Genomic DNA, 15544 nt, shown 5'->3' with positions numbered 1-15544 from the left:
GTGCCCTTCCCCCGCAAACGGGGCAGAATTTAAGGAGTTAGGATGTTTTCCGGCAGTATGGTGGCCCTGGCCACCCCGATGTATGCAGACGGTGGCCTTGACTGGGACAGTCTGCACAACCTGGTGGAGTGGCATATCGAGCAGGGCACCCGCGCGATCGTCGCTGTGGGCACCACCGGTGAGTCAGCCACCCTGAGTGTCAATGAGCACCTGGAGGTCATCCGCCGCGTGGTGGACCAGGTGGCGGGCCGTATTCCGGTCATTGCCGGTACTGGCGCCAATTCGGTGACCGAGGCCATTGAGCTGACCGAGAATGCCGCCAAGTGCGGTGCCGATGCCTGCCTGCTGGTGACCCCTTACTACAACAAGCCCACCCAGGAGGGCCTGGTCCTGCATTACAAGGCCATTGCCAAGGCCGTGGCGATTCCGCAGATTCTCTACAATGTGCCGGGCCGCACGGCGGTGGATATGAAGCCGGAGACCGTGCGCCGGCTGGCCTCGATCAGTAATATCGTGGGTATCAAGGAGGCCACGGGCGACATCGACCGCGCCCGCGAGCTGCTGGAGATACTGCCGGAGGATTTCGCCATCTATTCCGGGGACGATGCCACGGCGCTCGACCTGATGCTGGCTGGCGGTCATGGCAATGTGAGTGTGACTGCGAACGTGGCCCCGGCCGCGGTGTCCCAGGTGTGCGAGGCGGCGCTGCAGGGCGATGCCGAGAAGGCCCGAGCTATCGACCAGCGCATCCAGGTGCTGCACAAGGCGCTGTTCCTGGAGTCGAACCCGATCCCGGTGAAATGGGCCCTGCGGGAAATGGGGCGGATCGACAGCGGCATTCGCCTGCCCCTGACGCCGCTCTCACCGGAACACCACGCCGCTGTGCGCGAGGCCCTGCGCAGTGCCGGGGTACTCTGAGCCTGGGGCCCGGACAATCTCCGGTGGCCACCGGGCGGCCGGCGTAACAAGCTTTAATGCATAGGAACCAATAATGACAAGACTGACTGCCGGAGCTGCGCTGTGTATCGCCAGCGTGGCGCTTTCGGGTTGCGGGATTTTCGGCGACGACGGTTACTTCCGCGATCGCAGCGATGACTATCAGATGGCTGACAGCCTGCCGCCCCTGCGCATGCCCGAGGGTGTGGCGCCGAAGCAGCAGGAGGAACTGTACGAGGTTCCGCAGATCAGCAGCAGTGATGTGGAGGTGGACGAGTTCGAGGTGCCACGACCGCAGGCGCTGTCGGTCAATGTCGGCCTGGACCGGGTCAAGATCCAGAAACTGGGTAGCCGGCGCTGGGTCCTGGTGTCCCAGCCCCCGGAAGAGGTCTGGCCCCAACTGCACTACTTCTTGCGTACTTCTGGCCTGCAGCTGGCCAGTTCCGATGCCAACGCCGGGATCATGGAGACCACCTGGCTCAGTTTCCGCGAAAGCCCGGAAACCAAGGACAAGTACCGCCTGCGGGTGGAATCCGGTGTGCAGCCGGATACCACTGAGATCCATGTACGGCATTACTCCCTGCCCAGGGATGACCCGCGCAACGAAATTGCCTGGCCGGAGCAGTCCACCAGCCCCGAGCGCGAGGGCTGGATGATCGACGAGATGTCCACGGCTCTCGCCGCAGAGGCTTCCGGTGCCGCGGCATCGCTGGTGGCACAGGCCATCGGTGGCGGCAGCGTCAAGGTACAGCTGCGCGAGCCGGCCCGACGCGATCCCTTCCTGTCCCTGGACCTGTCGATGGACCGGGCCTGGGCCACTGTCGCCCATGCCCTGAACTCCGGTGCTTACCGCCTGCATCTCGAAGATGAGGATCGCCGGATTTTCTATGTGACTTTCGATCAGGATCGCGAGCTCACTGAGGAGGAAGACGGCGGCTGGTTCTCCTGGGGCTCTTCCGACGACGAGGACAAGCTTGCGCAGTCAGCGTCCAAGGTCACCCTGCCGCAGGTGCTGGGCAATGTAGACCCGACCACTGACCCGGCCCTGTTCGGCGGCATGTCTGGCCTGGGCGGCGCCACCGGTGCGGATATTCCGGGCTATATCGTCGTCGTGCGCAGCACGCCGGATGCGGTGGAAGTGCGGGTACGGGACACCAGTGGCAAGCCCCTCAAGCGTGGGCGGGCGTCTGACCTGTTGATGGCAATTCGCCAGAACCTGATTTAGGGCCCGGCTTATGTCAGCCGGTCCGTCTCTTCGTTTTGCCTCCCTGGGGAGCGGCAGCAAGGGCAACGGCACGCTGGTCGCCAGTGGCGACCACTGCCTGTTGGTGGACTGTGGTTTTACCATCAAGGAAACCGAGCGACGCATGGCGCGGCTCGGCATGTCCCCGGCAGACCTGTCGGCGATTCTCGTCACCCATGAGCACAGCGACCACCTCTCCGGGGTGGCACCGCTGGCCCGTAAATACAAGCTCCCCGTCTACCTGACGCCGGGCACCCTGCGGGCCAGGGATATTGGCAAGCTGCCACAGGTGCACCTGATAGAGGGGCACAAGCCATTCGCGGTGGCCGATATCCAGGTCACCCCGGTGGCTGTGCCACACGATGCCCGGGAGGCGGCACAGTTCGTGTTCCGCCGCGACGGCCGCAGCCTGGGCCTGCTTACCGACCTGGGCACCGTCACCCCGCATGTCGAGGAGCACTACAGTGGCTGCGATGCCCTGGTGCTGGAAGCCAACCACGACCCCCTGATGCTGGCCCAGGGTCCCTATCCGCCCTCGCTGAAGCGGCGTGTCGGCGGAGCCTACGGCCACCTCAGCAACCAGCAGGCGGCTGGGTTCCTGCAGCGCGTCGGCCACGAGCAACTACAGCACCTGGTGGTGGCCCATATCAGTGAAAAGAACAATACCGTCGAGCTGGCGCGGACTGCGCTGTCGGGGCCCGCGGAGCAGGTCGACAACTGTATTTTCGCCTGCCAGCAACAGGGCTTCGACTGGCTGGAAATCAACCGCTAGGTACCTGGTTGCCGTTTCTGGTAACCACGACCGGTGGCTGTAGGGGCGAACCTGGTGCTCGCCCGCATTGCCTGGATCCAGGCACCCGGGCAAGGCTATTATTCGCTCGCCGTGACTGGCTGCTGCCGCCAGCCGGGGGACAAGGAATTCAAGGGGGAGAGCAGTAATGGAAACACTCCTGGTATATCTCGCCGTGGGCGCGGTGGCCGGCACCATTGCGGGCCTGTTCGGCGTCGGTGGTGGACTTATCATTGTCCCGGCCCTGGTGCTGGTATTTACGGCACAGGAACTCTCCCCGGAAATCCTTACCCATATGGCAGTGGCCACCTCCCTGGCCACTATCGTCATCACCTCTGTCAGCTCGATCCGCACGCACCACCTGAAGGGGGCGGTGGACTGGCGGGTTTTCCGGTTGATGGCGCCGGGCATCCTGCTGGGGTCCTGGCTCGGCGGTGTGACAGCTCACCTCTTGCCGGGCGCCTGGCTGCAGATGCTGATCGGCGTGTTTGCCGTGGCCATCGCCTGCAAAATGTGGCTGGATGGCCTGCGCTCGGTGCCTTTGCCGGAGGACGGCGGGAAGTTGCCGGGGGCCGTGGCACTCAGTGGGGCAGGGGGTGTGATTGGCTGGGCGTCGGCGATCTTCGGCATTGGTGGTGGCTCACTCACCGTGCCGTTCCTGTCCCGCTGCCATGTGCAGATCCAGCGCGCCGTGGCTACCTCTGCGGCCTGCGGGCTGCCTATCGCGGTGGCGGGTGCAATCAGTTTTGCCGTCCAGGGATGGTCGGACCCGCTGCTGCCGGACTGGAGCACCGGCTATATCTACTGGCCGGCCTTCCTGGGTATCGTTATGGCCAGCGCAATTTTCGCTCGCTTCGGTGCGCTGCTGGCCCACCGGCTATCCCCGCCCCTGCTCAAGAACTGCTTCGGTGGCCTGCTGTTCGTGATCGGGCTGCGGTTTATCTGGCTCAACCGGTCCCTTTTACTGGGGTGATGATAGTCTCCCCTCAGTCTTAGGTAGGAGCGGCCGCTGGCCGCGACCGTCGCGCCACAAGGTGCCCCAGGCGGCGCAATCCGCTGTGCTTATTGCGCCCTATTCGCCACGCTTGATCTCAGTCTTCCTCGTTGTTGGCGCATCTCGACCGCCTCCCCGCTACATTGTCGAAAGGGGCCCGAACCGGCTTCCCGCTTCCCAATACCACGAAGCCTGGCTGGGCTGGGACTGGATGGGGATGCCGTTCCGGGGGGGCATCGTCGTAGGCCGGCCATAAAAAAGGGCCGCTGTTTCCAGCGGCCCTTGATAGTGTGGAGCGAGCAAATGTCGCCCTTGCCCGGAATCCGGGTCAGGAAGTGGTTCTGGCGGCGGTCTCGGCCGGCTCGACCGGCTGGGATACCTCGCTGTGTCCCTCCCACTTCTTGGACTTCAGGCTGATCAGTGCGATCACGGCACCGATGCCGATGCTGAATACTGCGATCTGCAGGTACAGGTTAGGCAGTTCGGAGACGTTGTTGGGGTCGAAATTACCCGCGAGCAGGCCGGCGATGATGTTACCGATAGAGTAGGTGAGTACGAACACACCCATCATCTGGCCGGCGAAGCGGCGCGGTGACAGCTTGCTGACGGCGCTCAGGGCTACCGGGCTCAGGCACAGCTCACCGACCGTATGCAGGAAGTAAGTGGTTACCAGCCAGTAAGGCGCCACTTTCAGGCCCTCGGCCGCATACTGGGCGGCAAAGAACATAACGATAAAGCCGCTGGCCATGATCATCAGGCCGATGGCGCACTTCATGCCGTAGGACGGTGTGATCATGCGCTTGCCCAGGTTGATCCACAGGGCGGCGAAGAAGGGCGACAGGATGATGATGAACATCGGGTTGACGTTCTGGAACCAGGACGCCGGGATCTCGAAGGCGCCGATCATGCGGTCGGTGTAGTCACGGCCAAACAGGTTCAGGGAAGAGCCCGCCTGCTCAAAGCCGGACCAGAAGCAGGCCGAGGCTACACACACCAGGAACAGGGCCCACATGCGCTTCTTCTCGGTCTCGCTCAGGCCACCACCGAAGTAAATGTAGGCATAGTAGGCGAAGAAGATCAGGGTGAAGGCCACAGCCACGTACTGGGCCACGGCTACCGGGTTGATGGTGATGGCGCCGGTCATGGTCAGGGCTGTGACGACCACTACCGCGGCGACAACCGCCCAGATGGTGCTCCAGGCCTTCTTGGCACCCTCGGTAGTCATGGGATGCTCAGGCTTCAGGCTCGCATCACCCAGGTTGCCGATAGTCTTGCGGTATTGGATCAGGCCTACAGCCATACCCACAGCGGCAGCACCGAAGCCCCAGTGCCAGCCCACTTTTTCACCGAAGTAGCCGCAGATCATGTAGCCCAGCACGGAACCGATATTGATACCCATGTAGTAGAGGGCATAGCCGCTGTCGCGACGGACATCATCGGAGGCGTACAGGTGACCGACCAGGGCGCTGATGTTGGGCTTCAGCAGGCCGGTGCCGGAGGCCACCAGGATCAGGCCAATAAAGAAAGTGCTGTCGCTGGGGATGGCCAGCACGATATGGCCACACATAATGATGATGCCGCCATACCAGACCGTTCTCTGTCCGCCCAGCAGGCGGTCGGCGATCCAGCCTCCCGGAAGACCCAGGAAGTAAACCGCGCCGGTGTACAGGCCGTAGATGGCGGTTGCGGCTGCCACGGTGAAGGCAAGGCCCTCTTCCTGCAGGCTCGCGGTCATGAACAGTACGAGCAGGGCGCGCATACCGTAATAACTCATGCGCTCCCACATTTCGGTAAAGAACAGGGTCGAGAGCCCTTTCGGATGGCCGAAAAAGCCATCGCTGTTCTGGTGTGTGTTGGACGACATAACCTGAAATTCCAGTTGTTATAGCTTTAGGCGTGAGACCCGGGGCCGGTGTCAAACCGGGCCGGTTGCCAGTTATCGAGTGGCAGGATCCGGGAGCTGGCCAATGCGGACCGCCGGTAGTAGCCGACTGTCTCGTCAGCACCGGTCGCGTTTGCGACAGCTACTGGTGAATGCATGGTACTCCTCAGTCTGCAGTGGTTATCGGCAGCCCCGCGGGACCAATGGCTATCCTGTGGCGCCGGCGGCGTGGACAGCGAGTGTCACGGGGACTTCCAAAACAAGCCATCGCAGTTTAACAGCAGTCTGTTAGGCAGGCGACTCGTTGCAATTGAAACCGCCCATTTTGGTATTCGGGTATTCAAACAGGGGAAATTTGGTGTTAAATGCTGTGTGACAGCTTTTTGACAGGGGAAAATGACAATGAGAACCCCACTGATCCTCCTGGCGCTGGTGACTCTCGCGGGCTGTGCCAGCCTGCCAGAGCCCGAGCCGCCTGCAAATATCACCGGAATCCTCTCCGGAGAGAGCATCCTTGGCCGGCCGGTCAGCACGAGCCGGCTGCCAGACCAGGACCTGCTGGCACTGTCCCCTGAAATGCATGATTACCTGTCCGGAATCGCCCCGGGGGCGCGTCCGGACAGTCGCCTGGCGGCGCTGATCCGCGCCTTCGAGCAGCAGGAGTTCGCCGTACAGTACGACGCGAACAGCACCCTGACGGCAAGCGATACCTACCACCAGCAGCGTGGTAATTGCCTCGCCTTTACCCTGATGATGGTGGCGATGAGCCGGGAGCTGGGGGCCGATGCCTACTTCAACGAGGTGGATGTGCCGCCGGTCTGGGACAGCGCGGAAGACCAGACCTTCGTGGTCTACCGCCATATCAACATGGTTTCGGAAAGCCGGCGTGGTCGGCGGGTCGTGGATTTCAACCTGGAGGCCTATGACCCGGTTTACGACCAGCGCCGCCTGACTGACCGCGAAGCCTTCGCCCAGTATTACAGCAACCGTGGCATTGAGCTGATGCAGCAGGGCAACATCGAACTCGCTTTCCTGCACCTGCGCAAGGCAATCGACCTGCAGCCGGGAAGTGGTGACCTGTGGTCGAACATGGGGGCGCTGTATAGCCGCGCGGGGCAGAGGACCGAGGCGGAGAACAGCTATCGCCAGGCGTTGGTGCTGGATGCAGGGCACCTGGTGGCCATCAGTAACCTGGAACACCTTTACCGTGCTGGCGGGCGCACGCAGCTGGCCGACGCCTATGCCCGTAGTGCCCGCTACCACCGGGAGCGCAATCCCTATTATCTCTACCAGAAGGCTCGCTCAGCTTATGAAGAGGGAGAGTATGAGCAGGCGCATCACCAGCTTAAAAGAGCCCTCTGGAAGCATGAGGAAGATCACCGTTTCCACTTTCTCATGGCCCTGACCAGTCTGCGCCTGGGGGATGTTAACGGTTCCCGGGAGCACTTTACCCAGGCATTCCTGTTGGCGGAAAACCCTGGTGCAGAAAAGGCCTATGCGCGGAAGTTGCGCGCTATTTCCGGGGGTAAAGCGCAATTCGAGTTTCGTGGGGGAGGGGAAGCCACACAGCGCGATTCCTGGTGGCAGAGAGTCAGCCCCGAGAACGCATTGCCTTTCTTTTAGAAAGTAACAGGGCTGTCAGCTCACAGCAGGTGATCGAACCTGGGGAAGCCGGCCCGGTTTTTCATTACGTCCATCGCACGGCTGAATACGGCTTCCCCGGCAATCCGGTCCAGTTCGTTGACCAGCCCTTCCATATCGTGCCCCTTGGTCCGGCAGCATGCCAGGTACTCCCGCAGGATCGCCTGCAGGGATTCGCCATTGCTTTGCAGCTCCCGATCCACGGCAAGAAAATAAACCGCACCTCCCCAGTACATCGTCGGGTATTGCCTTGCTTTGCGCAGCCTGGGTGCAGCACGGGCAAATGGTTCGCCGGAAACAAATCCACTGCGCTGGTATGCCTGCGATGCGCGCTCAATCCTGGACTGGTAGCGCTGCTGCATTTCCTCCGGGGAAATCAGCTTCATGCTTGCCATCACCTGATACTGCATATAACTGGCAAAACCCTCAGCAAACCAGGCATGTTCACGCCCCAGGTAAGGGATTAACAGGTGACTGAGCTCGTGCGGGGCTGTCCAGTCGTCCAGGAAGTCTTCCAGTGAAAACGCAGGGTCAACATGGAAGTCTATTCCCTGAATACCGTGTCTTCTGGTGTTGGCCCAGGGGACTGGCTCGCGCTGTTGGTCGCGGCGATAAAAAGATACATGAATATCAAAAGGGTAGGCCGTCACATGTTGCTCTATACCGGACACTGTCCGGGCTACCCATTGCCGGAGCTTGCGCTTTTCTCCGTTACTGAACTGGTCTTCCCAGCTCCATATGATTTCGGCATTGGCTGACTGACCGAAAATTAAAAGGATGAATATTGCGCCATAGCAGAGTCGTGCCAGTCTGGAGTAAACGGTGAATTTCATTGACGCCTCCTGGATTGGTTCTGCTGGGGTATGCGGTAAGTATTGCATATGAAAACCAAATAAATTTGGTTTGCAGGAGGGGATATCTAACTGGTTCTTGGGTCCCAATTCTGGGCTATATCAGGTTTGTCAGCGCTCGTTTATGAATAAATAATGACACTTTATTATTCGAGACAAAAAAATATCCTGACAAGTATAAAAAAATTGAGGGCCAGCCTGTTTCATTCGTCCTCTCAATGCAAACGGCCGTTTTACTGTGCCCGCCATGAAGGTGGGGCTTGTAATAGAGGTTGGCCGCATAACAAAAAATGAAACAGGAAGGTTGAATCCATGCATAAGAAAATACTCGCGAGCGCAATCAGGACTGCCATCGGGTTTACTGCGGCTACGATGATGCTGCCAGTCATGGCCCAGGACGATGCAAGCAATAAGGAGATTGACGCGAAGAAAACCGGGGAAAGCGAGCTGATTGAAGAGGTTTACGTAACGGGCTCACGTATCGCTCGTGCCGGTTACGACACTATGCAGCCAGCTTCCAGCCTCGATAAGGATTTCTTTGACGCCAACGGTTATACCAATGTGGCTGATGCCCTGAACAGCCTGCCCATGATGGTGCCGTCCGGCACCAGCCTGGCTGAGTCAGACCCGAATAACGTGGGCCAGAGCTTCGCTGACTTTTATGGCCTGGGCTCCCAGCGCACACTCACCCTGGTAAACGGTCGTCGGGTGGTGGCTGCCAATGCGCCCACCGCATTTGGTGCGACCGGCGGCCTGCAGGTGGATCTCAACTCCCTGCCGACGGCGTTGATTGAACGCGTTGACGTAGTCTCAGTAGGCGGCGCCCCCATTTATGGTTCTGATGCCATTGCGGGCACGATTAACGTGATTCTCCGCGACGATTTTGAAGGCGTGGAGACCGAGTTCTCCAGTGGTTTCGCCCAGGGCGAAAATGACGCAGGTGACCACAAGGCCTCCATTACCTTCGGCCAGAACTTTGCAGAAGGTCGTGGTAACGTGGTGGCAAGTTACGAGTACAACAAGGCTGATGCCGTACTCATGAACGACCGTGCTTTTACCGGTGACTACTACTACTTCTTTGAGAACCCGGAAAGTGAGGGGCCTGACGACGGCATCGTCGACAAGATTTTCGATAAAGGCCGTTCCATTGCCGTTCTGACCGAGGAGGGTATCCCGACTGCCACCGGCGGACTGCCCCTGTTCGCCTTTGGCCTTAACATGACGGATGAAGACGGTAACCCGATTGGCTTTGGTGCCGATGGTCACCTGACGCAGATCAATATCGGTGAGCCATCCGGTAATATCATCAACTTTATTGGTGGTGATGGCCTGCTGCTGCAGAACTACGATTCAGTTCGTGCGCCGATTGAGCGTAACCTTTTTAACACCATGGGCCACTACGACCTGACTGACCGGGTCCAGGCCTATGCGGAAATAAACTACTACACTGCTGAATCCAGCGACCCCAACGCCCAGCCGTTCTACCAGTCCGGTATTTTCGGTGGTGATTCAGCAGCCTTGCCTCTGTCCATTGACAACCCCTACCTGAATGCCCGCGACCGTGAGCTGCTGACGGCTAACGGCATTCCTGCCGGTGGTACCTTCTACCTGCACAAGGGGATGAATGATCTCTCCCAGAGTGGCCGGACCGGTGGCGAGAACGAAATGTTCCGCTATGTGCTGGGCCTCAAGGGTGACCTGGACCTGGCGGGAAGGGACTGGACCTGGGACTTTACCTATAACAAGGGTGAAACCTCTTCCACCACCAGCAGAACCCAGCTGGTGCAGGCGAACTACGAAAAGGCAATCGATGTAACCACCGATGCCAACGGTAATATCGTCTGTGTTTCGGCTGATTCTGACTGTGTGCCGTTGAATGTTATGGGTACCGTCACTGACCAGGCCGCGATCAGCTATGTGACTACCCAGGGCGTAACCTGGGGGGATCTCGAGCAGGAGATCATCAGCCTGAATACCAGCGGTGATGTGATCGACCTCCCGGCGGGTCCATTGTCCATGGGCTTTGGTTATGAAATGCGGGATGAGTTTTCTGCTTTCCGTCCCGATGACTTCATGCGCCAGGGGCTGGGCCGGAGCGCTGCGCTGTCCCCGCTTTCCGGTGGCTTCGATACCAAGGAGTTCTATACCGAAGCGTTGATCCCGGTTCTCCCGGCAGACCTGATTCCCACCCTGGAAGGTATGGAAATCGAGGGTGCTTGGCGGAACGTGGATCATTCCCAGGCCGGGGATGATGACACCTGGAGCGTCGGTACCCGGATTATGTTCGATATCCCGGTTGTCGGCGCGCTGACTCTGCGTGGTAACGTAACCGAGTCGATCCGTGCCCCCGCTGTTACCGAGGCGCTGCTGCCGCTGTCCGAAACTTTCTCCTCGGCTAACGACCCCTGTGACGAGCGTTATGTGGGCCAGGGTGAGAATCCCGCCCAGCGTCGTGCGAACTGTGAAGCCGAAGCGGCGGCAGCCGGTTATACCTACGATCCCAACTCTTACCAGTCCGAGATTGTCAATGCCACCAAAGAAGGTTTTACTGGCGGCAACCCGGATCTGCTGAATGAGCGCGCCGATGCATCAACCTGGGGCTTTGTATGGGCACCGGGCTTTACCGAGGGGCTCGAGTTGACTGTGGATTGGGTCAATATTGATATCGAGGATGCGATTGAACAGCTATCCCTGACGGTATTGATGGAAGCCTGTTATGACGGTGACCAGGGTAATGTGGCGTGTGATAACTTCACCCGCGATGAGAATTTCCAGATCAATGGTTTCACCACTGGCTTCCGCAATGCGGGCTTTTACAATTTCCGTGGTGTCCAGTCTGACCTGACCTATAACTTCGACCTGGCAAACTGGAGTGTTCCGGGTTCCTTTGATGTGAGCATGAAGGCATTCCATATCAAGGAGCAGCAGTTCTCTGTAACTGGTAAGGACCTTGAAGTGGATGCCGGTGAGATTGGTTATTCTGATTGGCAGGGGCAGTTCAGCCTGGCCTACAACCTGGATAACCTGACGGCCAGCTGGCAGACGCAGTATATCGGTGAGGCGAATGTCGATAATGACGATACCGCTGAATCCCGCGATATCCCGGTCGTTCCTGAGTACTGGCTGAACAACGCCTACGTGGGGTACCAGTTCAATGACAACCTGCGGGCCAGCCTGTCTGTGCGTAATGTCTTTGATGAAGAGCCGCCGACAGGAGTGAACTCATTTACTGCCATTGGTCTCTACGACATCCTGGGACGTTATGTAACAGCCGGGGTCAGCTATAACTTCTAACTCTTGATCTAAGAAACAAAACTATAGGTAGTTAGGACTTTGAGCCCCCTTGCTTTGGCAAGGGGGCTTTTTTAATTGTCCGGAAGAAGTTTCTGCAGTGAGAGAAGGCGCTGCTTTTTCAAGTTGCTTGCAAAAAAAAAGGGCCAACAACGTTGGCCCTTTCCTTTCTCGAGTTACCTCAAGAATAGTGCAGCTTTCTTAGAACGCTACGGTGTACTCGGCGTAAACCATGCGACCGGTGTTGTCGTACAGGTTGTAGTGCTCGCGAGCAAACTTGCCATCCTTGTCCAGTACCGGATCTTCGTTGGTCAGGTTGCGTGCGCCAACCTTGACGGAGCCAAGTGACTCGGTGTCCAGGCGATAGGACAGGTTCAGGGTAGTCCAGTCGTCCAGGTCGTCGCCGCTCTTGACCAGGGTACCGGCGTCGGTGACATCGGTGAACTCGTCGTGAGCCGCTACGTAATCAACGGTCAGGTCAACCGCGTGCATGCCCATGCTCCAGCCCAGGATAAACTGGCCGCGCAGGTCCGGGTACAGGTTGAAAGTTGCAATGTCCTGTACCGGGCCCTGGTAGTAGGCGTCGGTCTCGTAGGACATCTGGTGGCTCACCAGGCCGCCCAGGGAGATCAGGCCGAACTCGGTGTCAAAGCCACCGTCAACCTTGATGTCTACACCGGTAACATCCAGGATGCCCGCGTTGGTGGTCTGGGAGAAGAACTCGCGCTGGGCGCCAGTGCCGGTGGTGTAAATACCGGTAGACGGATCCAGCTCAACACCGGAAGCCAGGGCGTAGAAGATGCTCTGGGCGGAAGGCTGGATGATCACGTCTTCGACTTCCACGTTCCAGAAACCTACGTCCAGGTTCCAGCCGTCCACGAATTCCCAGTTACCCCCCACGGACAGGGAGGTGGAGGTTTCCGCGTCCAGGTCTTCGCTGGTGGAGTAGTAGGTGTTGTACTGACGGGACAGGCCGGTTTCGGGATTGGTAGCGTCTTCCGCGGAGAACGCAGACGGGCCGTATAGCTCATCCAGGGCCGGGGCGCGGAAGCCTTTACCGGCGCGGGCGCGCAGGCTCAGGGTATCAGTCACCATGTAGGTGGCGGACAGGGACGGCGCGACGTTGGATCCGAAATCGCTGTAGTCATCGTAACGAACAGCAGCGTTCATCTCGATCTGGTCGGTAACCGGGATGATGGCCTCGGCGAATACCGCGGCCACGTCGCGCTCACCAGCGGCGGAGTTGCCGGAGCTACCGCCTACCAGGCCGGCCTCGGAGGCGGCGTCGTACTGGTTGGCATATTCGATGGTGTATGCCTCGGCACCACTCAGGACAATGGTCTCGCCTGCGCCGAACCAGTCACCAGCGTCAAACTGCAGGTGGCCGTAGACCTTTGACAGGTCGGTGAAGTTGTCCTGGGAAGTAGTGGCGCGCATAGCGGCGGCACCTTCCGGGGTGAACGGGTCGATATCGTTGGCCAGGACGTAATCCAGTCCCGGGTAGGACAGGTAATACTGACCACTTTCCTTGGACTCGTAGCGGCCTTTCTGGGCATAGGTCTCGTAGCTCATGCCGTTGGGCAGGTCGCCGCGGAAGCCGGCGGTGAAGTCGTACTGGGTGTCGGTCACGAAGTTATCGCGCGGGCCGATGTTGGTCCAGCGGTAGTAACCGGTGATTTCGTAGTCTTCAGTGATATCGCCGTTGGCCAGCAGTGAGTCCACGTCGAACGGTACATCGCTGTAATCAGCGGGCATATCGTTCCAGGCTGCTGCCGGCGGGGCGTAACGGCCGAAAGAGTCAACCTTGGAGAACAGGATGTTGGAGAAGAACTCGACGTTCTCGGAAAGATCGTAGCTGGCGCTCAGGAAGGTATTGACGCGGCTCAGCTCGGCCTTGTTGGCGGAAACCGCTGCGTAGTTGTAGTTGCACAGGGTGCCGTCGGGCTCATTGAACGCGCCCGCACCGGTCTCGAGGAATGCATCACCACCGCAGCTGTTGGCGGCCTGGATGTCGTAGTACTCGGTGTTCGGGTCGTAGATCTCGATGGACTTACCGAAGTAGGAATAGCCGTCGGTGTCCAGGTAGGAGTCGAGGCGGCCGTCGCCGTTGTCGCGGATCCAGGCAGCGGTGTAGTCGCGGTCGGCGTCGAAGATCGGGTCGCGACGGTTGTACTCGGCGGAGAAGGTCACATTACCGCGATCACTGGTGATACCGGAAACGAAGCCAAAGGATTCCTCGATGCCGTCGTCGTTGGAGCGCTCACCGCGGCGGGCAGTAAACTCCAGGCCCTCGAAGTTTTCGCGCATGACCAGGTTGACCACGCCGGCAACAGCGTCGGAGCCGTATACCGCGGAGGCGCCATCGGCCAGGATATCGATGCGCTCAACGGCAGTCATCGGGATCATGTTCAGGTTGACGGAAGCGGCGCCCAGGTTCGGGGAACCCGGCAGGCGGCGACCGTTGACCATGACCAGGCTGCGCTGGGAGCCCAGGCCACGCAGGTCAACGGTAGCGTTGGACTGTGCGGAGCTGCCGGAGCGCTCATTGAAAGAACCCAGGGAGTTCAGCGGGGTAGCGCGCAGGGTGTCGGAGATCATCAGGCTGCCGGATGCTTCGATATCGGCGCGGTCCATGCTGACAACCTGGGCGGACTGGTCAAAGTTTGTGCGCTTGATGCGCGAGCCAGTCACAACAAGCTCTTCGACCAGGGTGGCGTCTCCACTCTGGGCAAAGGCGGGCATAACGGGAACCATTACTGCGGCTGCAGTGAAGCCGATGGCTCCCTTTACAGCGACGGACAGGAGGTTCTTTTTCATTGTAAATCCTCTTTTGAATCGTTGGATTTATAGTGATTCAGCCTCATGAGGCGATTGATCAAAACGGCACCCCGTACAGTGAGGACTGCTTGCCGTTATTGCCGCCGCGCTCGGAGGCGGCTTTTATTGCGCTACAAGGTAAGAAGTGCACCTTGCGCGGTTCGTGCCTTAAATGCGCGAGCTGACTTTAATGTATCAAAATGATTAATGGAACTTACCTGACTAAGAGCGAAGGGGGCGGAACAAGGTCGGGTTGATTGCAAGTTAACCAGAAAGGTTGAAAAATAAACTTCTCGGAGGGATGTGTATATTACAAAATCTACACAATTGTTATTTTTATCTAGGAAATATTATTTTATTAGGATGTTCAATTCGTTTTTTCGGGGAAGAAATCGGTTTGTCGAATCGACTAAAAAGTGAGCTTTCGGGTGGGCCAGAGTTGCCGTTTCCGACAACCCTGGGAAATGTGTGGGCAAAGTAGCCGTTTGTTTGCGTTTTCAGTGGTCACGCAAGGCTTTGCTTCATCCCATCGAGGAATAACTGCACGGCGAGCATAACCAGTACCATGCCCATCAACCGCTCCACTGCAATCAACCCCCGGCCGCCAAGGAGTTTTGCCAGTGGTGCGGAGGCCAGCAGAATAACTGCTGATACACCCCAGGCCCCGAGTAATGCCAGTGTCCAGCCCATCAGCCGTTCGCCTTCACTGTTGGTCATCAGCATCAGGATTGCCATTGTAGAGGGGCCGGCTACCAGCGGGACCGCCAGGGGTACAAAGAAGGGCTCCCCCTCGAGACGCTCGCCCATGATGCCGCCCTCTATGGGGAACACCATGCGAATTGCGATCAGGAAGAGAATGATCGCGCCTGCAATACGGATTGCCTCCTGGGAGAGACCGAGCCAGGCGAGGATAAACCGACCGCCATACAGGAATACCAGCAGTACAATCAGAGCGAAGATGAGTTCGCGCATTATCACGTAAAGCTGCCGTCGCTGGGGTACGTTCTTGAGCGCTGCCAGGAACACCGGGATATTCCCCAGGGGGTCCATGACGAACAGCAGGGTCAGGAAAGCGGTAAAAGTATCCATAACATCTCTT

General features: G+C 58.9%; 10 protein-coding genes. 6 read left to right on the top strand and 4 right to left on the bottom strand.

The genetic code is table 11. The annotated features are described in order from the left end of the window. The first annotated feature begins 42 nt into the window (after positions 1–42). The 4 genes from dapA (at position 43) to ACH6CX_RS13570 (ending at position 3942) form a co-directional block, all read left to right on the top strand. Complete coding sequence (gene dapA / locus ACH6CX_RS13585) at positions 43–918, top strand: 4-hydroxy-tetrahydrodipicolinate synthase (protein ID WP_232941173.1); 876 nt, start codon at positions 43–45, stop codon at positions 916–918. A gap of 73 nt (positions 919–991) precedes the next feature. Beyond that, positions 992–2161 (top strand): outer membrane protein assembly factor BamC, encoded by a 1170-nt coding sequence (gene bamC, locus ACH6CX_RS13580; protein WP_232941174.1) that lies wholly within the window; start codon positions 992–994, stop codon positions 2159–2161. Positions 2162–2171: 10 nt separating this feature from the next. Continuing rightward, a complete protein-coding gene (locus ACH6CX_RS13575; RefSeq protein ID WP_232941175.1) occupies positions 2172–2951 on the top strand; it encodes an MBL fold metallo-hydrolase in 780 nt (259 codons plus the stop codon). Positions 2952–3117: 166 nt separating this feature from the next. Next, entirely contained in the window at positions 3118–3942 is an 825-nt protein-coding gene (locus ACH6CX_RS13570; protein ID WP_232941176.1) for a sulfite exporter TauE/SafE family protein, read from the top strand. Positions 3943–4291: 349 nt separating this feature from the next. On the opposite strand, the gene ACH6CX_RS13565 is transcribed toward ACH6CX_RS13570, so the two are convergent. Next, positions 4292–5827, bottom strand: coding sequence for a peptide MFS transporter (locus ACH6CX_RS13565; RefSeq protein WP_232941177.1), 1536 nt, complete (start codon positions 5825–5827; stop codon positions 4292–4294). 420 nt (positions 5828–6247) lie between these two features. On the opposite strand from ACH6CX_RS13565, the gene ACH6CX_RS13560 reads away from it, so the two are divergent. Beyond that, entirely contained in the window at positions 6248–7468 is a 1221-nt protein-coding gene (locus ACH6CX_RS13560) for a CDC27 family protein (RefSeq protein ID WP_396675565.1), read from the top strand. Positions 7469–7488: 20 nt separating this feature from the next. Here ACH6CX_RS13560 and ACH6CX_RS13555 read toward each other — a convergent pair whose 3' ends face one another. After that, complete coding sequence (locus ACH6CX_RS13555) at positions 7489–8319, bottom strand: hypothetical protein (protein ID WP_396675564.1); 831 nt, start codon at positions 8317–8319, stop codon at positions 7489–7491. A gap of 330 nt (positions 8320–8649) precedes the next feature. Here ACH6CX_RS13555 and ACH6CX_RS13550 point away from each other — a divergent pair, with 330 nt between their 5' ends. Beyond that, positions 8650–11631, top strand: coding sequence for a TonB-dependent receptor domain-containing protein (locus ACH6CX_RS13550; protein WP_396675563.1), 2982 nt, complete (start codon positions 8650–8652; stop codon positions 11629–11631). 198 nt (positions 11632–11829) lie between these two features. Here ACH6CX_RS13550 and ACH6CX_RS13545 read toward each other — a convergent pair whose 3' ends face one another. Then, positions 11830–14445, bottom strand: a complete 2616-nt coding sequence (locus ACH6CX_RS13545; RefSeq protein ID WP_232941181.1) for a TonB-dependent siderophore receptor — start codon at positions 14443–14445, stop codon at positions 11830–11832. 504 nt (positions 14446–14949) lie between these two features. Then, on the bottom strand, positions 14950–15534 hold the full coding sequence (locus tag ACH6CX_RS13540; RefSeq protein WP_232941182.1) for a MarC family protein: 585 nt from the start codon (positions 15532–15534) through the stop codon (positions 14950–14952). Positions 15535–15544: the final 10 nt, after the last annotated feature.

Origin of the sequence: Microbulbifer sp. JSM ZJ756 (assembly GCF_044383805.1) — a bacterium.
Taxonomy (GTDB): Bacteria; Pseudomonadota; Gammaproteobacteria; order Pseudomonadales; family Cellvibrionaceae; genus Microbulbifer; species Microbulbifer zhoushanensis.
The sequence above is the reverse complement of the archived record's forward strand: the minus strand, read 5'-3'. Positions and strand labels throughout refer to the sequence as shown.